Source organism: Streptomyces sp. NBC_01012, assembly GCF_045162755.1.
GTDB lineage: Bacteria > Actinomycetota > Actinomycetes > Streptomycetales > Streptomycetaceae > Streptomyces.
This window is the reverse complement of sequence record NZ_CP108688.1, coordinates 3,727,880-3,749,948: the sequence shown is the minus strand read 5'-3', so window position 1 is coordinate 3,749,948 and position 22,069 is coordinate 3,727,880. Positions and strand designations below refer to the sequence as shown.

19 protein-coding genes and 1 tRNA gene are annotated in these 22,069 nt (G+C 69.6%); 12 read left to right on the top strand and 8 right to left on the bottom strand.

Annotated features, from left to right (window positions below):
• The first annotated feature begins 69 nt into the window (after positions 1-69).
• Positions 70-627, top strand: a complete 558-nt coding sequence (locus tag OG623_RS16940; protein ID WP_406147418.1) for an ATP-binding protein — start codon at positions 70-72, stop codon at positions 625-627.
• Between the two features lie 41 nt (positions 628-668).
• Here the strand turns inward: OG623_RS16940 and OG623_RS16935 are convergent, their stop codons facing one another.
• Positions 669-2,132 (bottom strand): aminopeptidase P family protein, encoded by a 1,464-nt coding sequence (locus tag OG623_RS16935; protein ID WP_406147417.1) that lies wholly within the window; start codon positions 2,130-2,132, stop codon positions 669-671.
• Positions 2,133-2,271: 139 nt separating this feature from the next.
• Positions 2,272-3,696, bottom strand: coding sequence for a PP2C family protein-serine/threonine phosphatase (locus tag OG623_RS16930; RefSeq protein ID WP_406151861.1), 1,425 nt, complete (start codon positions 3,694-3,696; stop codon positions 2,272-2,274).
• Positions 3,697-4,294: 598 nt separating this feature from the next.
• Here OG623_RS16930 and OG623_RS16925 point away from each other — a divergent pair.
• The gene (locus OG623_RS16925) at positions 4,295-4,978 is read left to right on the top strand and encodes a bifunctional DNA primase/polymerase (RefSeq protein ID WP_406147415.1); all 684 of its coding nucleotides are present in this window, start codon (positions 4,295-4,297) and stop codon (positions 4,976-4,978) included.
• 652 nt (positions 4,979-5,630) lie between these two features.
• On the opposite strand, the gene OG623_RS16920 is transcribed toward OG623_RS16925, so the two are convergent.
• The 3 genes from OG623_RS16920 to OG623_RS16910 all read right to left on the bottom strand — a co-directional run bounded on the left by OG623_RS16920 (position 5,631) and on the right by OG623_RS16910 (position 8,349).
• Complete coding sequence (locus OG623_RS16920; protein WP_406147413.1) at positions 5,631-6,596, bottom strand: DUF5926 family protein; 966 nt, start codon at positions 6,594-6,596, stop codon at positions 5,631-5,633.
• A 194-nt stretch (positions 6,597-6,790) separates the two neighbouring features.
• Positions 6,791-7,381 carry an ATP-binding protein gene (locus OG623_RS16915; RefSeq protein WP_406147411.1) on the bottom strand — a complete coding sequence of 197 codons (591 nt, stop codon included), beginning with the start codon at positions 7,379-7,381 and terminating at the stop codon, positions 6,791-6,793.
• A gap of 140 nt (positions 7,382-7,521) precedes the next feature.
• The gene (locus tag OG623_RS16910; protein ID WP_406147409.1) at positions 7,522-8,349 is read right to left on the bottom strand and encodes a glycerophosphodiester phosphodiesterase; all 828 of its coding nucleotides are present in this window, start codon (positions 8,347-8,349) and stop codon (positions 7,522-7,524) included.
• 197 nt (positions 8,350-8,546) lie between these two features.
• Here OG623_RS16910 and OG623_RS16905 point away from each other — a divergent pair, with 197 nt between their 5' ends.
• The 4 genes from OG623_RS16905 (at position 8,547) to OG623_RS16890 (ending at position 16,538) form a co-directional block, all read left to right on the top strand.
• The gene (locus OG623_RS16905; protein ID WP_406147408.1) at positions 8,547-10,037 is read left to right on the top strand and encodes a S1C family serine protease; all 1,491 of its coding nucleotides are present in this window, start codon (positions 8,547-8,549) and stop codon (positions 10,035-10,037) included.
• Positions 10,038-10,499: 462 nt separating this feature from the next.
• A complete protein-coding gene (locus OG623_RS16900) occupies positions 10,500-14,495 on the top strand; it encodes a hypothetical protein (protein ID WP_406147406.1) in 3,996 nt (1,331 codons plus the stop codon).
• A gap of 481 nt (positions 14,496-14,976) precedes the next feature.
• Entirely contained in the window at positions 14,977-15,765 is a 789-nt protein-coding gene (locus OG623_RS16895; protein ID WP_406147405.1) for a GntR family transcriptional regulator, read from the top strand.
• A 5-nt stretch (positions 15,766-15,770) separates the two neighbouring features.
• Entirely contained in the window at positions 15,771-16,538 is a 768-nt protein-coding gene (locus OG623_RS16890) for a glycosyltransferase family 2 protein (protein WP_406147403.1), read from the top strand.
• Positions 16,539-16,552: 14 nt separating this feature from the next.
• Here OG623_RS16890 and OG623_RS16885 read toward each other — a convergent pair whose 3' ends face one another.
• A complete protein-coding gene (locus OG623_RS16885; protein WP_406147401.1) occupies positions 16,553-17,476 on the bottom strand; it encodes an FkbM family methyltransferase in 924 nt (307 codons plus the stop codon).
• 229 nt (positions 17,477-17,705) lie between these two features.
• Between OG623_RS16885 and OG623_RS16880 the strand changes: the two genes are divergently transcribed.
• Both OG623_RS16880 and OG623_RS16875 read left to right on the top strand, forming a co-directional pair.
• Positions 17,706-18,293: a hypothetical protein gene (locus OG623_RS16880; protein WP_406147399.1), complete on the top strand. Its 588-nt coding sequence runs from the start codon at positions 17,706-17,708 to the stop codon at positions 18,291-18,293.
• Between the two features lie 175 nt (positions 18,294-18,468).
• Positions 18,469-18,555: transfer RNA gene (locus OG623_RS16875), tRNA-Ser, on the top strand.
• Positions 18,556-18,704: 149 nt separating this feature from the next.
• Here OG623_RS16875 and OG623_RS16870 read toward each other — a convergent pair.
• Together OG623_RS16870 and OG623_RS16865 are read right to left on the bottom strand one after the other, a co-directional pair.
• Positions 18,705-19,043, bottom strand: a complete 339-nt coding sequence (locus tag OG623_RS16870) for a hypothetical protein (protein WP_403944319.1) — start codon at positions 19,041-19,043, stop codon at positions 18,705-18,707.
• Positions 19,044-19,090: 47 nt separating this feature from the next.
• Positions 19,091-19,846: a GntR family transcriptional regulator gene (locus OG623_RS16865; protein WP_351774355.1), complete on the bottom strand. Its 756-nt coding sequence runs from the start codon at positions 19,844-19,846 to the stop codon at positions 19,091-19,093.
• A gap of 78 nt (positions 19,847-19,924) precedes the next feature.
• Between OG623_RS16865 and OG623_RS16860 the strand changes: the two genes are divergently transcribed.
• The 4 genes from OG623_RS16860 to OG623_RS16845 all read left to right on the top strand — a co-directional run bounded on the left by OG623_RS16860 (position 19,925) and on the right by OG623_RS16845 (position 21,996).
• Positions 19,925-20,203 carry a hypothetical protein gene (locus OG623_RS16860; RefSeq protein WP_351272929.1) on the top strand — a complete coding sequence of 93 codons (279 nt, stop codon included), beginning with the start codon at positions 19,925-19,927 and terminating at the stop codon, positions 20,201-20,203.
• A 523-nt stretch (positions 20,204-20,726) separates the two neighbouring features.
• The gene (locus OG623_RS16855) at positions 20,727-20,951 is read left to right on the top strand and encodes a hypothetical protein (RefSeq protein WP_365772919.1); all 225 of its coding nucleotides are present in this window, start codon (positions 20,727-20,729) and stop codon (positions 20,949-20,951) included.
• Positions 20,948-21,691, top strand: a complete 744-nt coding sequence (locus OG623_RS16850) for a GntR family transcriptional regulator (protein ID WP_351774349.1) — start codon at positions 20,948-20,950, stop codon at positions 21,689-21,691. Before OG623_RS16855 ends, OG623_RS16850 begins: the two co-directional genes overlap by 4 nt.
• Entirely contained in the window at positions 21,688-21,996 is a 309-nt protein-coding gene (locus OG623_RS16845) for a hypothetical protein (RefSeq protein WP_365772917.1), read from the top strand. The genes OG623_RS16850 and OG623_RS16845 overlap by 4 nt, the downstream gene beginning before the upstream one ends.
• Positions 21,997-22,069: the final 73 nt, after the last annotated feature.

Here is a 22,069-nt window from a genome sequence, read left to right as displayed (position 1 = left end):
CGCGCTTACGACGCGCTGATTGCGGCAATACGTATCCATATGTCGAGCCGCAGGCCGGGAGGCTGGAGCATGAGCATGTGGTGGTCACTCCATCTGCGGCGCGATGCTGCGAGCGTGCCGCTCGCCCGTCGTTTTCTGCTCGGCACGATGGAGACCGCGGGGGTGGACCCCGACATCTCCTACGACCTCTCGGTCGCGCTCAGCGAAGCCTGTGCGAACGCCGTCGAGCACGGCGGTGGCCTGCGGGATGCGGACGACGCCGGAGAGCCGGGCCTCGTCACCGTCGGGGGTGGGCCGGGCGGGCCCGCCTGCGGGGAGTACCGGGTCACCGCATATCTGGACGGCGAGACCTGCCGTATCGAAGTCGCCGACTCGGGGCCCGGTTTTCCCTCCCGGCGCACGCTTCGCACCGCCGCGCAGCCGTCCGCCGCCCATCCGGCGGGCGACCCCTCGCATCCGCGTACCGTGGTGCAGCCTCCGGTCACGGCCGAGAGCGGGCGCGGGCTCTGTCTGATCGAGGAGCTCGCCGATCATGTCCACTTCGGCAACCGGCCGGGGCACGGCGCGGTGGTCAGCTTCGACAAGGTCCTGAAATGGCGGGAGGGCCCGCTGCTCATGGTGTCCTGAGCAGCGGGCCCCCGGAGTCCTCCCGGCCCTGCGGGGCCGTGTCAGCCCTTGAGCCCGGCCATCCACTCCTCGACCTCGGCAGCGCGGCGCGGCAGCGCGGCGGACAGGTTCCGGTTGCCGTCCTCGGTGACGAGGATGTCGTCCTCGATCCGGACGCCGATCCCGCGGTACTCCTCGGGCACGGTCAGGTCGTCGGCCTGGAAGTACAGACCGGGCTCGACCGTGAGGCAGACCCCGGGCTCCAGGGTGCCGTCGACGTACGCCTCGGTGCGCGCCACGGCGCAGTCGTGGACGTCCATGCCGAGCATGTGACCCGTGCCGTGCAGCGTCCAGCGGCGCTGGAGACCCAGCTCGATGACCTTCTCCACGCTCAGGTCGCCCAGCAGGCCCCACTCGACCAGCTTCTCGGCGAGCACCCGCTGAGCGGCGTCGTGGAAGTCGCGGAAGGCGGCGCCGGGCTTCACGGCCGCGATGCCCGCCTCCTGGGCCTCGTACACGGCGTCGTAGATCTTCCGCTGCAGCGGTGAGAACGTGCCGTTGACGGGCAGTGTCCTGGTCACGTCCGCGGTGTAGAGCTCGGTGGTCTCCACGCCCGCGTCGAGCAGCAGGAGCTCCCCGGAGCGGACCGGGCCGTCGTTGCGGACCCAGTGCAGCGTGGTGGCGTGGGGGCCTGCCGCGCAGATCGAGCCGTAACCGATGTCGTTGCCGTCCACGCGGGCGCGCAGGAAGAAGGTGCCCTCGATGTAGCGCTCGCTCGTGGCCTCGGCCCTGTCGAGGACCTTGACGACGTCCTCGAAGCCGCGCGCGGTGGCGTCGCAGGCCTTCTGCAGCTCGGCGATCTCGAAGGCGTCCTTGACCAGACGGGCCTCCGAGAGGAAGACGCGCAGTTCTTCGTCGCGTTCCGCGGTGACCTTGTCGGTGAGTGCGGCTTCGATGCCCGCGTCGTGTCCGCGGACGTTGCGCACCGGCCCTGTGGCCTCGGCCAGCGCGGCCGGGAGCTCTCGGACGTCCTTCGCCGGTACGCCCAGCAGCTGCTGGGCCTCGGTGAGGGAGCTGCGGCGGCCGACCCAGAGCTCGCCCTGGCCGTCGAGCCAGAACTCGCCGTTCTCACGGTTGGAGCGGGGCAGGAGGTAGACCGTGGCCTCGTGCCCGCCATCGGCCGGTTCGAGGACCAGGACGCCGTCCTGGGTGAGGTCGCCGGTGAGATAGGCGTACTCGGTGGACGCGCGGAAGGCGTACTCGGTGTCATTGGAGCGGGTCTTGAGGTTGCCCGCGGGGATGACGAGCCGCTCGCCGGGGAAGCGTGCGGAGAGCGCGGCCCGGCGCGCGGCGGTGTGCGAGGCCTGGGCGATCGGCCCCAGGCCGTGCAGCTCGGTGTCGGCCCAGCCGGACTTCATGTTCTCGGCGAGCTCATCGGAAATGCCCGGGTACAGGCCGTTCTTCCGCTGCTTGACCGGCTCTGCCTCTGCTGCTTCCGGGGTCTCCGGGGCGAGCTCCTCAGACACGTTTTGTCCTCCTTGTACGACACTGGACCCTCTCCATCGTACGGGCGTACGGAAGGGGGCCCGGTGTCGGAAGACCTCTTACTGCCCCACCCGCGTGGTTACGGGTCCAGGGCCGCGCCCTGCGGCTGTTCCGCGCCGCTCAGTCGAAGCGCACGGCCAGCAGGGCGACGTCCTCGGCGCCGCCGTTCCGCTCCACGGAGTCGGGCAGGACGGTCCGCAGGATGTGGTCCGCGACCGTACCGGGGTCCTGGCGCAGGGTTTTCGGCACACCCGCCGCCGCAGAGTGCAGCCGTGCGAACGCCCGGTCCCTGGAGTCCCCGGTGCGGCGCAGCAGCCCGTCGGTGTAGAACAGGATCGTTTCGCCCGGCCTGGCCGTGAACTGCACGCTCGGCGCCTCCCAGCAGGAGAGCATGCCCAGCGGCGCGGAGAGCGTGGTCTCCACGAATGCGGTGCGCCGTTCGCCGGTCACCAGGGGCGGGGTGTGCCCGGCGCCCGCGAGCACGATCGTGCGCAGGCCGGGCTCGCAGTACGCGTAGAGAGCGGTCGCCGCTGTGGTGGGTTCGGTCAGCCGCAGCAGCAGTTCGAGGTCGGAGAGTACGGCGACGGGGTCCTCGCCCTCCATCACGGCATAGGCCCGCAGACCGGCGCGGAGCCGGCCCGTGGCGGCCAGGGCGGCCGGTCCGGAGCCGCCGACCGAGCCGACGGCCAGGCCGAGGGTGTTGTCGGGGAGCGGCAGCGCGTCGTACCAGTCGCCACCGCCCGCGGGTCCTGCCCGGCGTCGTGCGGCCAGCCGTACTCCTGGGATCCGGGGCAGCCTGCTGGGCAGGAGTTCCTCGGCGACGACTGCGGCGTCCGCCCTGGCGCGTTCGAGTTCGAGCAGCCGGGCGAGGTGTTCGGCGGCGTAGCGGGCGTACACGCCGACGAGGTGGCACTGGCGTTCCAGCGGTTCGGCCGGCTCGTCGTACAGCCAGACGGCCACGGCGAGCCGGCCCGCGGTCTCGGTGGCGAGGGGCAGGGCGTAGCTCGCGGCGTATCCGAGCCGGGCGGCGACCTCGCGGCAGCGGGGGTCGAGGCCGGTGTCACCGAGGATGTCGGGGCTGGCCAGCGGGCCGTCGGTATCCGGGAGGCCGTCGAGGAAGCGGCCGTACGCGGTGGCGCTGCGCGGCAGCGTCTCGATGTGTCCCAGTTCCGCGTGGGCGAGCCCCAGACCGATCGTGCGGGACGGGCCGGCCCCGTCGGCGGGTTCGAGGACGAGAAGTCCCCGGCCGGCTCCCACGAGGGCCGCCCCGGCACTCAGGAGTTCATGGAGGGCGGTGTCCAGGGTGCTGGTCCCGGCCAGTCGTTCGGTGAGTTCGTGCAGGGTGGTGAGGTCGGAGACCCAGCCGGCCAGCCGGTCCTGGATGAAGGCTCCCGGAGGGGCGGGCACGCCTTCCGTGGGCGCGGCAGTTTGCGTTGAAACAGGAACCACGGGATCGATTCCAGCCACTTTCGGAAGGTGGGGGGCGCTCATGACAGTCGGCTCTCCGACGGGTGCGTTCTGTCGAATAGCATCGCAAACCCCCATGTCGTTCTGCGCCGCTATCGGTGCAACCACATGTACACGCACCCACATGTACACGCACAACTGAGGTGATGTCCAGCATTGTCCTTACGGTATTTATGGTGTCCACGAGGCGGCGAACTTGGCCGAAAAATGCACCCCCGCGCGGCTATTTGCGATCGACTGGGTGCGCTCGACAGGGGCGTCCTCGGGGTGAAATGCCGGAGGGAGCGTCATCCAGGTCGTGCGGGGTACGTAATCGTGGATGGCCAGGGGCAGTTGTGACGCCCTGGAACCCGACAGCGAGCCCGGGCGTCCTCATAGGTGACGGCCGCCCGCCCACCCCCCGAGTGGCGGGGTTGCACAAGGGACGGCACGCGCGATGCGCACGCCGACCGCGCGATGTTTTGACTGGACTCGGTTCGGCTCAACCCGGTTCGACTCGGCTCAGCTCCATTCTGTTCGGTTCCACTCTGCTCGGCTCGCTCATGCTCGGCACCGACTCGACCGTCCGTACCGCAGACCCGATGAGCAAGCACGCACAGCCAAGAGACGCACACGTGGTGTAACGAGCACGTGTGCGATGTGGACCTCGGCGTTCAACGGAAAGGAACGAGCGCTCATGCGCGAGATCCTCGGAAGGCGACGCAGGCACCGGCCCCGGCGCAAGGAAAGTTCCGCCCAGCTCGACGCGGCGCTGACCTGTGCCACTGTCCGGAAGTGGCCCGTGCTCCCCGGAGCAGGGCTGGCGGCGGGAGCCGTACGCGGCGAACGCGGTCGCGGCTGCGCCTGCCCCGACCCCGAGTGCGCCGTACCAGGCGCACACCCCTTCGACCCTGGTCTCCTCGCGGCGACCACCGACGCGCGCATGGTGCGCTGGTGGTGGACCAACCGGCCCACCGCGCCCGTGGTCCTGGCCACAGGCGGCCAGGCGCCCTGCGCGCTGAGCCTGCCGGCCGTCGCCGGCGCCCGGGCGCTGAGCGCGCTCGACGGCATGGGGCTGCGGCTCGGCCCCGTCGTGGCGACCCCCACCAGATGGTCGCTGCTGGTCGCCCCGTACACCCTGGAGCGGCTCGGCGAACTGCTGCATGCCAAGGACTGGGTTCCCAGCTCCCTGCGGTTCCACGGGGAGGGCGGTTATCTCCTCCTGCCCCCGTCCGAGGTGGGCACGGGGCAGGTGCGCTGGGAGCGCGCGCCCGAGGCCGGGAACGCCGCGCCGTGGCTCCCGGATGTGGAGTCGGTCCTGGACGCGCTCGTCGAGGCGAGCAACAGCGCTCCGGACGGCGGCAGCCGGCTCGCGTACTGAGCGGTCGGCGTGTGCCGGCGGTGGTCGGCGAGGTCGGTGGTGCGCAACAGCGGTCGGCGGTGTGTCGACAGCGGTCGGCGGTGTGCCGGCGCGGCGTGCACGGTGCATACGTAATTGCATGCTCACGAACCGGTGCTCGTGGCCATTTCGGCGGCCCTTTCGCGGATTGCGGAAACGCCGCGTGGTGGCGCCGGTGTGAATGGTTCCCGTGTGTTTCCCGGGTGCGATGGGGGCATTCCAGGTGTCCGGCAGGTGCCCGGGATTTCTGTCCGAAAGCGAACGCCCGGTCAAGCCGGCGTCCGGCGCCGCGCATCACGTCGGCGCGGCGGTGGTCCGGTCCTGTGAGCGGGAGTTGACGGGGCGTGAGCCTGCTGCGTGACCGCTTCGAGAGAGCGGGAGGCAGGTGGGGGGCCGGACGGGCGCCGCAGGTTGGGAGCTGCTGAGTGCTCCGGCGTGCGCCCCGGCCGTCAGGGCCCGGAAACGAGGACGTCCGGCCGCTGGCGACGGGGGATGCACCAGCGACCGGACTTCCAGAACCGTAACAAGAGATCTGCCGTTAGCAAATTCGATCTCGCCTATTCGGACAGCGATTTACCGACAGGCGCGGGGAGTTGTGACGGGTGTCACCGCCGCGTCGCGGGTTTCGGCACCGTCAGCTGAGCGTCACCTGGCGATTGGTGAGCCCACCGCGTGCCCGGCGCTCGTCAGCCGTCAGCGGGGCGTCCGACGCGAGTGCCTCGGCGAGCCGCTCGGCGAACCTCGCGGCGGGCTTCTCGCACTCCTCGGCCCCCATGGCGCTCGGCAGGTCCCAGACCGGGACCATGAGCCCATGGGCGCGGAACGAGCCCACCAGGCGGGTCTCTTCGCCGAGCGACGACGTGCCCGCCGCGTGCAGCCGGGCGAGTGCGTCGAGGAGCTGCTCCTCGGGATGCGGCATGACCCAGCGCAGGTGGTTCTTCTCAGGCGTCTCGCACCAGTAGGCCGCGTCCACGCCGGAGAGCCGGGTCGTGGGGATGGCCGCCTCGTTGGCCCGCTCCAGCGACGCGGACACATCAGCCGTGGCGTTCGAAGCGTCCGGGACCCAGAACTCGAACCCGGAATGCACGACCGGCTCGAACGCGGCGTCGGGTTCGAGGATGTCCTGCAGACGGGGGCCGTCGGCGGGCACCCTGCGGGCGGTGACCGGCGCGCCGGGCTCGGCCTCCAGCGCACGCTGCAGGGTGTCGGCGAGGTCCCGGCTGAGGTCGCCGGACGAGGTGTCGTTCTGCAGGGCGAGCAGGACGGAGCCGTCGTCGCGGCGCAGCGCCGGCCAGGCCATCGGCAGCACCGTCGCGAGCGACACGGACGGCACGCCTTCGGGAAGCCCGCCCTTCAGCGTCAGCTCGACGGTGGCGGCGGGGACCAGCTCGCGCAGCGCGATCCAGTCGCACTCTCCGGAGATTCCCTCGAAGGGGCGCTGGACCAGCTCGGTCACGGCATGGGCGGCGGCGCGTCCGTGACACGCCTTGTAACGGCGGCCCGAACCGCACGGGCAGGGCTCACGAGCCCCTACGACCGGGATTTCACCGTCCTTGAGCTGCGGCTTCCCGGCCTTGGACTGAGGGCGCTTCTTGGCCATGGTGGGCGTTCTCCCGATTGCGACAGTGCGGTCTCGGGCGCGAGCCTAGCCGTCCCCGTCATCGCCGGGGGACACCTGTCGTGCCGCCCCCTGCGGCCCGCTCGGCCGCGCCGCGCTCCGTACGGCTGTCGGCTCACCCTCGACGCGCTCCGCGTACGCCCTCTGCCCGCTCCGCGCTCACCCTCGACCCGCTCTCAGCCCGCGTCGTCGAAGGCGTCGAGAGCGTCGGCGAGCTCCAGCCCGTCGAGCGAGCCGAAGCCGCCCACGGCGCTCAGTCCGCTCAGCCCGGACCGCTCGCGGTGCCCGGACCTCGCGGGACCCGCCGTGGCGAAGCCGCTGCGGCCGTGGCCCGTGGAGACCAGGGCCCAGACCGTGACCTCGCCGACCGCGTCGTCCCGCACGCCCCACTCCTGGGCGAGGGCGCTGATGATGTTGAGCCCGCGCCCGCCACGCGCGGTGACCGACGGAGTGGCCGGGACCGGCCTGGTCGGCCCGCCACCGTCGGTGACCTCGACGGTCAGGTCACCCCTTCTGTCCACGCGCCACGCGGCGCGGATGTCGCCGTCCCCCGTCTCCGGGTGCTGCCCCAGCGGCCTGCCGTGCCGGCAGGCATTGCTGAGAAGCTCGGAAAGGATCAGTACGGCATCGTCGACCACGGTGTCCGAGACCCCGTTGCTGCGCAGCTGCTCGCGCATACGGTGTCGTGCCTGGCCCACGCCGGCAGGGCCATGGGGTACGGCCATGCTCGACGACGCGGGCACTTCCTGTGCCACCACAAACGCCACCCCCGAGACCTCCTTTGCCCCACGCCACGGATTGGATGCCCCCCTGGACTGCGCCGGAAACCGGCCAAAGCCCTGTCAGTGATGCACTCGTAACGATCGATTGCGGAGTGAACGCGCCGGTGCACTCCTTGTAACTGATGTTATGAGCGGCCAAGTTGCGACAGCACCTGTTTCGGGCGGTTCGTGATGATTGCCTCCACTCCGAGGCGCGCGCAGAGCTCGACGTCCTCCGGCTCGTTCACCGTCCACACGTGCACCCGGTGCCCCGCCTGGTGCAGCCGCTCGATGTACCCGGGATGGCTGCGTACGATCCGCATCCCCGGACCGGCGATCCGGGCCCCCGCAGGGAGCCGGCCGTCCCGCAGCCTCGGGGTGACGAACTGCATCAGGAAGACGGTGGGCAGCATCGGCGCGGCCGCCCGGACGCGGTAGAGGGAGCGGGCGGAGAAGCTCATGACGCGCACCGGGGAAGGACCGTCGGCCGGCGGAGTGTCCAGGCCGAACCGCTTGAGCAGATGGAGCAGCCTCTCCTCGACCTGGCCGGCCCAGCGTGTGGGGTGTTTGGTCTCGATGGCGAGCTGGAGGGGCCTGCCGCCCGCCCGGACGTCGTGGGCCAGTTCGAGGAGCCGTTCCAGGGTGAGTACGGACGTCAGCTCGCCCGGCACCGGGTCCCAGTCGGGGGACTCCTCGTGGTCCTTCCAGGAGCCGAAGTCGAGGGTGGCGAGATCGGCCAGCTCCAGCGCGGACACGGCGCCCCTGCCGTTCGACGTGCGGTTCACCCTGCGGTCGTGGACACAGACGAGCTGTCCGTCCGCGGTGAGGCGTACATCGCACTCCAGAGCGTCCGCCCCGTCCTCGATGGCCTTCAGATATGCGGCCAGGGTGTGCTCGGGGGCGTCGTCCGAGGCGCCGCGGTGTGCGATGACCTGGATGGGAGGTTGGTGCGAAGGCAGGCGTGCGTGGGTCACCGCGTCATCGTGTCACCGAGACGGGCCGGGGGCCGACACCTTGTTGTGTAGGACCGTTTTGCCTGATGTAAAGATTGGTGTGCGGATGCACAGGTCCTGTTTACAGTGGCCTGACGTGCTGTGGGAAAAGCTGACCGCAGACACGTGCACAGCGGATCTCTTGCCGAATGCCGAGTGGAACCGAGGAGTAAAGAGCTGTGAGCACCGAGAACGAGGGCAACGAGGGCAACGCGGTTCCGTCCGTACCGTCTGTTCCGTCCGCACCTCCCGTGCCGGCTGCCGCTCCTGAGGGCACCCCGCAGGATGCCCCGCCCGCGCCCGAGGCCGCGCCCGCCGCCGGTTCCGGGGACGCGCCGACGGCGCCCGTCCCGGCCGCGACGCACCAGGAAGGCGCCGAGCCGCCCGCCGCGGGGCAGCCGCAGTACCCGTACGCGCCGCCGTCGCCGCAGCAGCCCCCTGCCGCCTCGGCCGGCTGGCCGCCGCCCCCTCCCGCCATCCCCTCGTACGCCGACGGCGGCAGCCCCCCTGCGTGGGGAGCCCCGGAGCACTCGGAGCACGAGCGCCCCCGTGGGCGCCGCGCCGGCGGCCTGATCGCCGCCGTGGCGGTGGCCGCACTGGTCGCGGGCGGAGTCGGCGGGGCCCTCGGCTACTGGGCCGCCGACAGCAACGACTCGGGTTCCTCCGGGTCGACCACGGTCGCCGCCTCCAACAGCCCCAAGGACTTCAAGCGCGACGCCGGCACGGTCGCGGGCGTCGCACAGAGCGCGCTGCCCAGCGTCGTCACCATCGACGCCCAGTCCGGCGACGGCGAGGGCGGCACCGGCACCGGCTTCGTGTACGACAAGGAGGGCCACATCCTCACGAACAACCACGTGGTGGCCTCCGCGGCGGACAGCGGCCAGCTGACCGCGACGTTCTCGGACGGCAAGAAGTACGACGCCGAGGTGGTCGGCCGGGCCCAGGGCTACGACGTGGCCGTGCTGAAGCTGAAGAACGCCCCGGACGGACTGACCCCGCTGTCCCTGGGGGACTCCGACAAGGTCGCGGTGGGCGATTCCACCATCGCGATCGGCGCACCCTTCGGCCTCTCCAACACGGTCACCACGGGCATCATCAGCGCGAAGAACCGCCCGGTCGCCTCCGGTGACGGTTCCAGCAGTGCGAACTCGTACATGAGCGCGCTGCAGACCGACGCCTCCATCAACCCGGGCAACTCGGGCGGACCGCTCCTGGACGCCGGCGGCGCCGTCATCGGCATCAACTCGGCCATCCAGTCCACCAGCGGCGGCACCGGCCAGTCCCAGGCCGGTTCCATCGGCCTCGGCTTCGCGATCCCGGTCAACCAGGCGAAGAACGTCGCCGAGCAGCTGATCAAGACGGGGCAGCCCGTCTACCCGGTGATCGGCGCGACGGTGTCGATGGAGGAGAAGACCGGCGGCGCCGTCATCTCGGACAAGGGCACCGACGGCACCCCCGCCGTCACCCCGAACGGCCCTGCGGCCGAGGCCGGCCTGAAGGGCGGTGACGTGATCACCAAGTTCAACGACACGGCGGTCGAGAGCGGCCCGACGCTGATCGGTGAGATCTGGACCCACAAGGCGGGCGACAAGGTCACGCTCACCTACAAGCGCGACGGCAGGACGGCGACGGCCGAACTCACTCTGGGCGAGCGCAAGGGCGACAGCTGACCGGTCGGTCAGGTCGTCGGCCCGTGACCCGCGCCGACTTCACACGCGTCGTTCGGTACCAGTCCCTCCCCTCGTGGGGACCGGTACCGAACAACGCGTGTGAGGCCGGCGCGTGCTGTGTTCGGCGCTAATCAAAGAGGGCGGACTCGCGGTCTGTGCGACAGCGGCCCGGGCGAGGCGGGTTCCACGGTCTTTCGAGCCCCGTGCAATGACCCCTGTCACCGTTTCGGGCTACGGCGGAATTCAGCGGAGAACATGCGGCAGCATGAGGGTCTCTGCGAGCGGGTGGCGGCACCTTCCGGGTGATGTCCGGTCGATGCGCTACTGCCTCGTGATCCTCTCAGCCATGGCTCTCGCCCAGGATGTTCCGGGGTTCCGGTCTGCATTTATCCGCAGGTCAGACAGATAGGCTGAGTTTTCCGGTCCGGATGTCCAGGCGCAGGGAAGTAAGGAGCAGGGACCTTGAGGCCCGACTCAGGGGCACGTACAGCGTTGGCGGAACGCCTTGCGCTGCTGTACAGGGAGGCCGGCAACCCTCCTCTCAAGAGCGTGTCCGAGGCGGTCGTCCGGCTTCAGCGGGTCGACGAACGAGGACGCCCGGTGCGGGTGTCCGCTCAGCGCATCAGCGACTGGCGGAGAGCCAAGAACGTCCCTGCCCAGTTCGTCGCCCTCGCAGCCGTCCTTCAGGTCCTGGTCCCCCAAGCGCGGCGCTCGCGAACGGTGCCCGTGTCCACAGGCCTGTACGACCTGGCCCAGTGGCAGCGCCTGTGGGAGCGCGCGGTGGAGGACCCGGCCGGTGATCGCCCCGCAGCCGCTGCGGAGGAGGAGGAACGGTCCCCGGCCGAAGCCCCGGCCGTCCCGGGTGGCGTGTGCCCCTACCGAGGACTGGCTCCGTACCGGCAGCAGGACGCCCAGTGGTTCTTCGGCCGGGAGCGGAGCAAGGAGGCCCTCGTCGCCCAGCTCCTGGCAGCGGAGAACACGGGCGGCGGCCTGGTCATGCTGGTGGGCGCCTCGGGAGCAGGGAAGTCCTCCCTCCTGAACGCGGGCCTGGTGCCCACCTTGCGGGGCGGCGAGCCGGGCGACGAGGGCGTCCAGGCACGGCAGGTGCTCCAGCTGGTCCCGGGAAGTGATCCCCTCGCGGAGCTGACTCGCCGGATACCCGGGCTTGCGGACGTTCTCTCCGCCGCCGAGGAACCCGGAACACGCCAGTTCGCGCGCCTGGCGAGGGACGCAGTCTCGGCATGGGCACACCGTGAGGCAGCCTCGTCCCGTGCCCGTCCGGTCCTCGTCGTGGATCAGTTCGAGGAGACCTTCACCCTCTGCTCCGACGAGGAGGACCGGCGCGCCTTCGTCCATCTCCTCCATGCCGCGTGCACGCCGGCCGAAGAGGACGACTCCGCTCCGGCACTGGTGGTCCTCGGCATACGCGCCGACTTCTACGAGCAATGCCTGGGCTATCCCGAACTGGCTGACGCTCTGCAACACCGGCACATGGTGCTCGGGCCGCTGACCACCGCGGAATTGCGCGAGGCGATAACAGGCCCGGCGAAGGCGGTGGGTCTGTCACTCGAACCGGGGCTGGCGGAGCTGATCGTCCGGGATGTGAGCGCTGACAGTCCCCGCGGCACCCACGCGGGGGTGCTGCCGCTCCTCTCCCACGCCTTGCTCGCCACGTGGCAGCGACGGAACGGGGGAAGGCTGACGCTGGCCGGTTACGGCGCGGCGGGCGGAATCCAAGGAGCGGTGGCGGCGACCGCCGAGCGGGCCTGGTCCGGCCTCGGTCCTGCGGCACGCACGGCCGCGAGACTGCTCCTTCTCAGGCTGGTCCGCCTGAGCGAAGACACGCAGGCGACGCGTAGGCGGGAGACACGGCGCCAGCTGGCGGAGGAGTCGACCGACCCCGACAGGACGGAGGAGTCGATCGAGGCGCTGGTGCACGCCCGATTGGTGACGCTCGACGCGGAGAACGTGGAGATCACCCATGAGGCACTGCTCCACGCCTGGCCGCGCCTGCGTGACTGGATAGACGAGGACAGGAACGGCAATCTGCTGCGCCAGCAGGTGGAGGAGGACGGCCGCGCCTGGGAGAACGCCAGTCGCGACACGTCGCTGCTCTACCGGGGTTCCCGCCTTGAACAGGCCGGCCGCTGGGAGAAATCGGTCGGTGAGGGATTTCTGACCCGGAGCGCGGTGGACTTCCTGGCTGCTTCGGCCAGGCTGCGCAGGCGCACACTCTGGATCAGCCGTGGTGCGGTGGCGGCTCTGGTCGTCCTGGCGATCCTGGCTGCCAGTTCGGCGGTGCTGGCGTGGCAGGAGCGGGACGACGCCGTGTTCGAGCAGGTGGTCGCCGAGGCCGATCGCGTCCAGGGAACCGATCCGTCGCTGTCGGCGCAGCTCAGCATGGTGGCACACCGTCTGCGGCCGGACGACGAGGGCACGAACAACCGGCTGATCTCGATAGTGAACGCGCCACTGGCCACGCCGCTCGTGGGCCACTCCGGTGCCGTCTACCTCACCACCTTCAGCCCCGACGGACGCACTCTGGCCACCGCCAGCTACGACCGGACCGTTCGGCTGTGGGACGTGACGGACCCGACTCGTCCCGAACAACTGGGCAAGCCCCTCAAAGGCCATGAGAGCTGGGTGAGCAGCGCGGTCTTCAGCCCGGACGGCAACACCCTCGCCAGCGCTTCGGACGACGGCACGATCCGGATGTGGAACGTACGGGATCCCAGCCGCCCGAAGCCGCTCGGTTCACCGGTGGCCGGCCGTGGCGGCACGGGCTATCTCCTCGCGTTCAGCCCCGACGGACACACCCTGGCCTCCGCGAACGAAGATCACACCGTGCGGCTCTGGGATGTGGACGACCCGGGACGGCCGAAAGCGATCGGAACCCTGACCGGCCACACGGCCGCCGTGCGCTCCGTGGCCTTCAGCCCCGACGGGCGGACGCTGGCGGCAGGCGGCGACGACGGAACGATCAGGCTGTGGAACGTGACTGCTCCGGGTCACCCGGAGTCGATCGGCTCGGCGCTGACCGGGCACAAGAGCACCGTGCACTCCGTGGCCTTCAGCCCCGACGGCCGTACGCTCGCCACCGGCGGTTCGGACCATGCCGTCCGGCTCTGGGACGTGACCGACCCACGCCATGCCACCAAGCTCGGCCAGCGCCTCACCGGTCACACCGGCCCCATCTGGTCAGTGGCCTTCAGCCCCGACGGAAGCATGCTGGCGGTCGGCAGTGCGGACAGCACGGCCAGTCTGTGGAACGTCATCAATCCCGCCTACCCCTCGCAGGTGGGCGAGCGTCTCACCGGCAGCAGCGGCGAGATGTACGCCGTCGGCTTCAGCCCCGACGGCCGAACCCTTGCCACCGGGAGCGGCGACAACAAGGTCCGCCTGTGGTCGATACCGACGATGGACATGATCGGCCGCATCGGAGCGTTCCGCCCTGATGGGCGAGTGCTCGCCACGGCCGCGCGGGACGGCAGGGTCCGACTGTGGAACGTGGAGTCTCCCACCCGGCCCGAGTCGGTGAGCGAACCGTTCATGCCGGGCGACGGCGACGTGCGTACGCTGGCGTTCTCCCCCGACGGGTACACGCTCGCGGTGCTGACCGGAAATCGCGCGGTGCAGTTGTGGGATGTCGAGGACCCTGCCCGTCCTGTCGCCCATGGGCCGTCCGTCATGCTGGAGACACGATTCGCGGGCCCCGACGCGCTGGCGTTCAGCCCGGACGGGCGCACTCTGGCAACCGCCCTCGACGACCGCACCGTACAGCTGTGGGACGTCGGCGACCCGTCCGCTCCACACCCGGTCGGTGCGCCGCTCACCGGTCCGAAGGGTTATGTCAACAGCCTTGTCTTCAGCCCCGACGGTCGCACTCTCGCCAGTGGCAGTGCCGACGCCACCGTCCGGCTCTGGGACGTGAGCGACGCGCACCACGCCGTTCCGCTCGGCACACCTCTTCGTGGGCATCTGGGCCCCGTCAACGTGCTCGCCTACAGCCCGGACGGCCGTACCTTGGCCAGCGGCAGCGACGACGGCACGGTCAGGCTCTGGAACGTCACCGACCCCCTCGACGGAGCCCGGCTGGGCTCCGTCCTCACGGGGCACACCCAAGCGGTCGTGTCACTGACCTTCAGCGGGAACGGCCGCACTCTGGCGAGCGGCGGCAACGACGACACGGTCAGGCTCTGGAACGTCACGCACCCGTCCGCAGCGACTCCTGTCGGCCAGTCGATGAGCCCGAATGCCAAGACCGGCAATTTCTTGTCGTTCAACCGAAGAAGCCGGATGCTGGGGGTGTCGAGCGGCGCCGATACGGTCCGGCTGTGGAACCTGAGCGTCGACAAGGCGATCAGCCGCATCTGCTCGCGCACCCGGGGCGTCCTGACGCCGGACAAATGGCACGAGTACCTTCCCCGCCTCTCGTACAAGCCCCCGTGCGAACAGTGACGGAGGTACCAGGGGCGACTCCGGCAGCCCGCGTGACCTGGGTCACAACTCATGGCGGCCGCAGGGTAGTTCTCTCGCCGGTCGAACGGCCTTGCTACTGTTGACGGCAGCCCGACCGCTGGTGCATCCCCCGTCTCCAGCGGTCGGGCGCATTCATGTCCAGCGGTCCCGGTGGAAGTCGGTGGAGCCCCTTACAGGCACAGGGGCTTGTAGGTTTCGATGCCTTTCCCCGCTGGTCGTGCGCATCGGTGAAGGCGCCCCGGCGGCTTTCGAGCTGTGGGCAATCCCCGCGCGCGGCAGCGGAATCTGCTCCTGCGGCACTGTGCAGAGGCCCTGAACGCACGTCGAGTGTGCGAGCTGTCCCATGGCCGGCCGTCGTAAGCCCGAACGCTGTGAGCGGACTTGCCTGTCCCTGACTCATCAAGACCTCTTGAGGAGTCGTAGGGTGAGGCCGTCGGACCGACAGGACGGTGGGCACCACATGGCAGTCGCATACGAGCGGATCGCGGACGAGCTCAGGCAGTCCATTCGTGCGGGTGAGCTGAGACCCGGAGACCGTCTGCCCGCGGAGTCGAAGCTGGCCGAGCAGTACAGGCGCAGTGTCCCGACGATCAGGGACGCACTTCGCCTGCTTCGGGACGAAGGGCTGATCGAGAAGCAGCACGGGCGCGGCAACTTCGTCCGGCAGCCCCGTACCACCGTGTCGCGCTCCAACGTCCGCCATCAGTGGGAGAAGGACCGGGCGCGCGAGCCGAAGCCTGTGCGGCTGGAGACAGGCGCGACGGAGCATGACACCGGGCTGCAGATGAACGATCTCGCTTTCCGGGCGTCCTACCGCGAGATCAAGGCGGACGAACGGCTGTCGGGGATCTTCGACGTCCCCGAAGGCACGACCATGCTGGAGCGGGCGTACCGGACGCGGTACACCGTCGAGACGGCCCCGTTCGGCCTCGTGACCTCGTACATCGTCCGGGACCTGATCGCTGGGAACCCGGACCTCCTGGACGAAGGCAACGAGCCCTGGCCAGGGGGCACGCAGAACCAGCTCTTCACGGTCGGCATCGAGCTCGACCGTATGGAGGAGCATGTGACGGCTCGGCCTCCCACTCCGGAGGAGGCGGCGGAGCTGGAGCTCCCTCCGGGAACATCTGTCCTGGTCCTCAGGAAGACATCGTTCGACACCGACGGCCGCGTTGTGGAGATGTCCGACGTCACTCTGCCCGGTGACCGTACGGAAATGCTTTTCACCACTCCCCTGGAAAGGTGGTGAGTGCCGTGCGCCGGCGCATCATCATCGTCACCGCTGTGCATCCTCCGTCCGCGCCGTTCCTGACGGACGCCTACAGGTCCCTCTGCGAGCAGGAGCTCCCGGACGGATGGGAATGGCACTGGCTCATCCAGGAGGACGGGCGGACCGACGAGGTCGCCCCTCACGTCCCGGACGACAAGCGCATCACCTTCCGGCAGGGGCGATCGGGTGGCCCCGGCGTCGCCCGGACGATGGCCCTCGCGCATGCGGACGGCGAGTACATCAAGATCCTTGACGCGGATGACCAGCTGCCCGCCGGTGCGCTGGCGCGGGACCTGGCCGCTCTCGAGGCCGACCCCGGCATCGGATGGGCGACCTCACGCGTCCTGGACCTGCTGCCTGACGGCTCGACGGCAGGGTTCCCGGGCGACCCTGAGGCCGGCGCGATCGAGCGAGGAGCTGTACTCGACTTCTGGAAGGCGAACGGGTTCCGGGCGCAGGTGCATCCGGCGACCCTGTTCGCCCGACGCGGCCTGCTCCTGGCGCTCGGCGGCTGGATGGCCCTGCCGGCATCGGAGGACACGGGCCTGCTCCTGGCGCTGAACGCGACCAGCCGCGGTTGGTTCTCGCCCGAGGTGGGACTGCTGTACCGGAAGTGGCCCGGCCAGGCCACCAGCCAGGCCGAGCACACCGCGGTGGGCGAACGCGACGCACGCATGGCGGTCGTCGAGGCGCGGGCCCGGGAGTTGGGCCGCCTGGGGTGGGGCTACCCGGCGGCGGTGGTCGATTCGTAGACGATCGGGCCATGTCAGGGGAGGGTCTCGGCATCGACGCGAGAGAAGATCAGGTCGCTCTCCTCGACGACGGGCCCCCGCCAACGCACCGGCACGACCGACTCGTCACGCAGCATCCTGGGGTAGCTGCCCGGTGAGTAGTCGTTGGCCAAGCGGTAGGTGTGGAAGCCGTGGCGGCGCATGGTCGCCAACAGCTCGTCGACGGAATCCCCGAGTTGGGCCATGCGGGACGGAGTGACCTCGACCGTGATTTCCGCATCAGGCCGCAGTCTGTCGAGCAACGGAGCCAGCCCCCGGACGACACCGCCCTCGGCGCCCTCCACGTCGATCTTGATCACGCGCGCACGGGCAATCTCCGACGGTTCGAGTGCCTCGGCCAGAGGGATGGCCTCGATCTCGAACGTCGACTCAGCGGGCCCGCTGTACGGGACGATGCTGTTCGCCCCCATGTTGGCCGAGCTGGCCAGTACGAAGGTCAGCGTCTTGCGCTCGTCATCGACGGCAAGATTCACAGCACGAACACTTCCGTATCCGTTGAGCCGGACCTGCTGCAAGAGCCGTCGATGGAAGACGGACGAGGCCTCGATGGCCACCACCCGACCTTCCTCGCCGACGAGTTGTGCGGCGAGCACGCTGAAGTACCCCACATTGGCGCCGACATCGACGAACGTGTCGCCGTGACGAAGCCTCCGCCGCAGCCAGCGGGACATGTTGGGCTCCCACACGCCGAACATGTAGATGTAGCGCTGGATGAGGTCCTGCGTATCGACGGCGAACTTCGCCCCGTAAACGGTGTCGACCACGCGTCGGCGGGGGTTGTCCCGTAGGAGCGGGTTCAAGTGGCGGGCGGCGATCGAAGCCGTACCGACCGGACCGGAGGCACGGCGCACATAGCCGCGCTCCAAGGTGATCAGCGCCTCTACCAGGGGATTCGCCATCGCCTCGCCTCTCCGCAGTGCGCCCGGGGACCTGAGCGCCCGGGGCCGGTTGCCTCCATGGTCCACTACGGTCCGTCCCCCATTTTCGGTCCGAGGAATGGTGCAGCGGCCGGAGCAGGCGTTCACGGCGTACAGATTCACGGCCCAATTCCGGTGGAGCCACTCCGGCCGGCTGTCTCGCCTCGTACGATCACCCAGTCATTCTCAAAAGGCGTATCAGGAGGACGAGTTGGGAACCGGCGAGCAGCTCGTCACGATCGCGGCCGTTCTGTTAGGCGCACTGACCACGCACCTGACCACTTTCATCATGGAGCGGAGCCGCAACAAGTACGCCCTGCTCACGCGGTGGGACGACAGGAAGATCGACGCGTACGAGGGCTATGTCGACCGGGTCAGGGCCGGCATCTTCCTGGCCGTTCAGCTCTACGAGCACAGGGAAGGCCTCTGCCCGAGCGGCAAGCCCGAGAGCGACCTGCACGAGGAGCTGCGGGAAGCCGCCCGACTTCGAGGGCGGGCCTTCGAGCGGGTCATGCTTCTGGGTGGCGACTCCACCGTGGAGGCGGGGCACGAGCTGAACGCCGTGGCGCTCGCGATCGACTGGCAGGCCGACGGCCGCACTGTCGGCACGCTGGACGAGTGGCGCACACGGCACCGAGCGGCTTTCCGGCAGATCAACGAGTTCCACGAGGCCGCCAGGACAGACCTCGGCGTGCAGGGCAGCGTCAAGGGCGAGAAGCATCGCCAGCGAGACCTGGTGCTCCCGTCATCGCGCAGGGACGGCGACACGGCAGGCACCGCGGGCGCCCCAGGCACCTGAGGCCGTGGTGGCGTGCTGCGGGCGAGTGGGCGAGACTCACACGGCCGACGCACCGCCGATGCAGCCGAATTCGCGGCCGGCAGGCAGACCCGTGGCCATCCTCTGGCCGGGATCACCCAGCAGGTTCGGCGAACCGGTACGCTGTAGGCGCTCCGCAGCAGGTAGGCGGGGCGAGGGTGGGTTGCCCGAGCGGCCTAAGGGAACGGTCTTGAAAACCGTCGTCGCAGCGATGTGACCGTGGGTTCAAATCCCACACCCACCGCAGGCGAGAGGCCCCTGACCAGTACGTATGGTCGGGGGCCTTTGCCATGCCCGTTCTCCGCCGGGCACCGTTGTTCCCCGTGGTTTCCCGCTTTATCGGGCACGGAAGGGGCACGCGGGGGCACGGACGCAGACACCAGCACCTGCACCTCAGTCGCCTGCGAACCACACATAGCTGCCCGGGGTGGCTGCGCACTGTTGGAGTACCGCCGAGAGATCGTCCAGCGCCGCGCGCTGGCGCTCGTCCTCGCACTGTTCTTTCAGGCGGGGCACTTCGATGAGTGCTGCTGAGGCTTCCTGCTCGTTCATCACCGTGTCTCCGTAGAGATCGACGGCTGGAAGGCGCCCAGGGACGCCGAGATAGTGAAGCGACCCGAGCGCGTCGGCCAACGCCTCGGCGTGCCCGTAGCAGCCTCGCAGAAACGTCCTGCGTGCCTTCTTCCAGTTGCGCGCCGGGCGAGCAGAGTGCAGTTCCACATCGATTCCCACGCACGCATGATGCCGTAGTGACACTTCCCGCAAGGGGGTACGGCCGCTCAGCGATGGATCGGGATCTCGTAGACGATCTCGCAGTGCGCTGCGGGCACCACGATGTCCGCCGTCTCCACGGGGCGGCCCTGGTCGCTGTAGTACGTCCGGCGGATGTGCGTCACGAGTGCTGCCTTCTGGATGCCGAGTAGCGAGGCCTCTTCGGCGGTCGCGTGCCGCGGTTCAGGCTGCTCCACCGCATGGCTGACGGTTACTCCGATGGCGGCCATGCGGTTCACGACTCCCGCCCCGGCGTGTGGCCCTCCCTCGGGGAGGACGACGAGTGTGCCGGCGGTGAGGTCGTAGGGCTCCCAACTTGTCGACAGCTGCACCGGCCTGCCGTCCGCCAAGAACTCGTACGTCGTACGCACGCACAGTTCGCCCTCGGCGATCCCGAGCCGCGTAGCGATCTCCGCCGGGGCCGGAACCTTCGCGTCGGTCCGGCTCTCCCAGTCGCTCTGTCGGCGAAGGGCCTTCATGTCCTCGCGGAACGGCGACTCGCTGGACTGCTCGCGCGCCGATGACCGGACGACCCGTACTCGCTGTCGAGGTTCGGCGACGTATGTGCCCGATCCGGCCCGGCCCTCCAGCACTCCGTGGGAGATCAGCAGCTCTTGTGCCCGGCGCACCACGTTCTCTCCCACGCCGCACTCCTGGCCGATCTGGGCGCGGGAGGGGAGGCGGTCGCCCGGTTCCCAGACGTGCTCCGCGATGCGCCGCCGGAGTTCGTCGGCGATGCGGAGATACGGCGGTTGCTCAGACATATGGAAAATCTAGTCCACTAGCTCTAATCTAGTTAACTAGCTTCACTGAAAGTGATCGCTGGTGACGGAGGCTGCCCTGTGCCCGCTTCGGGAGTAACCGCGGCGGCCATCGCCGCCCGACTGTCCGCCATCGGGCTCCCCACCCGCGTGGAGGAGCACACGCGGTTCACGACGGTCGAGGCGGAAGTGCCGGAAACGCTCTCCGCCGAGTCATGGCGGGAGGTCCTGGACGTGGTGGCTGAGGCCGATCGATTTGGACTCCTGGCTACCAGTTTGAACGGCCGCACCTTATGGGCGGCTGTACGCAAAACGGTCCCCACGACGGGCGATGTCGGGGGACCGGGCTATCAGCGATAGGAGCTGACCAGCATGCTCAACCGTATCCGCCGTGCCGCCTCGCTCACCAGAGAGCGGTACTTCTCAAAGGGCCGGCACCGCCGCCCCTTAACGCCCTCCCGGCCGCTGGCCGCTCGCACCGTCATCGCACCCGCTGACGCTTCGACCGTCGCCCTGGGTCGGGCTTCGGCGGGCGCGGTCCACCGTTACCCGCTGAGAGGTGAGGACGTCGCGCTCGTCCGTCCGTACCTGCTGGCGTGGGAAGAGCGAGTCCGGACGCGCACGGTGCTCGTCGCCCCCCAACTCCCCGCCGATGCCTGGTCGGCCCTCGCAGGGGCCCTCTGATGGCTCCTTGCCGACAACCGCGCCCCACGGGCACAGCTCCCGTCCCGTACCGCTCGATCGCGTGCTGGATCGGCACGCACCCCTCCTGCATCGAGCCCTCCCCGTCTTTGGCGCCGGCCGATGTACCGGTGATCTACGAGGTGTGTGACTGCCCGTGCCACCCGACGCCCGACCCGTCTGTGCCCGTGGCGGTGACGGCGTGAGGGACCGAGCCCTCGGCGGTGCGCTGGCCTCGCCCGTCGAAATCACCGCGGCCACCGTGCAACGCGGCGACATCATCCAACTCGGCGGCCAGGCCTGCCGGGTGCGAGACCTCTTCCAGCTTCCCCGGGGGGCCAAGCAACTGGTCTTCGAGTCGGGGGAACTGCTGGCCATACACGCGCGTACCCGGCTCGTTGCCCTGCGCCTGCTGAGAAGGCGGTGACCGGCGCCGTGCGTTCTCGTCACCACGACATCGCCGACGACCTACGCCACCAGATCACGACGGGCAGCATCAAGCCTGGCGAACGCCTCCCGTCCGAAGCTGGCCTGGCCGTCCGGTACAGAGTCAGCACAGTGACCCTGCGACGTGCTCTCGCTGTGCTCCAGGGCGAGGGACTCGTCGAGAAGATCCACGGCAAGGGCAACTACGTCCGTCACCCCCGCCGCAAGATCATGTACGTCGGCGGCTGGGGCACGCTGGACCCCTGGACCGCTGCTGAGCCGACGTTGCGCTTCACGGTTCGCAGCACCACGGTTCCGGCCTCCGTGCACCTGACGACGTTGCTGAAGGTGCCAACGGGAAGCCCTCTCGCGGAGTACTCCTGCCTCAGCCTTGAACAAGGGACGCCGCACGGCCTGGCCCGCATCTACATCCCGCGCGACCTGGCCCCGGCCGGAGTCCTCGACGACGACTCCGCGTGCCGGGAGGCGGTCACGAGATTCGCCGTCCTCGGCCCGTCGCCGGCCACCATCCGAGAGACGGTCTGCGCCCGCTCTGCCACCCCAGACGAAGCATCGTCCCTCCGGATCGGAAACAACATGGCCGTTCTCGCGATCACCCGCATCGCCACCGACGCCGCCGGCCGCGTCGTTGAAGCCGCGCTCCTGACCTTTCCGGGAGACCGAGTCGACGCCGTCTTCACCGCCCACCACGTGCTCAACGAGAGGCCAACCCAAGGATGACGACACCGAACGAACTTCGGCTCCTCCCGTGGTTGGGCCCGGGGGACAAGCCCTGCTACCTGAGCACCGACGACCCGGACGGCTACATGTCCCGCTTCGCGGACCGAGTTGAAGCGATCCAACTCGGCACGGCAAGCCAACTGTTGGAAGAGGCATCGGAAGTTCTGGACAGCCAGGACACGTCCCCAGACGAGATGCGACGTCTGGCGAAGGAGCTGACTGGGGCTCTGCGGGACATCTTCCGCGTTGCAACGAGCCGCGGTCGCCTCCCGGCAACGTGTGATCCGGGTGAGGCCGCCTATTGATCTACGGCTTTTCCAACTTGCACGGCGAGAGAGGTCCGTGGAATCTGACCAGATCAGATTCCACGGACCTCTG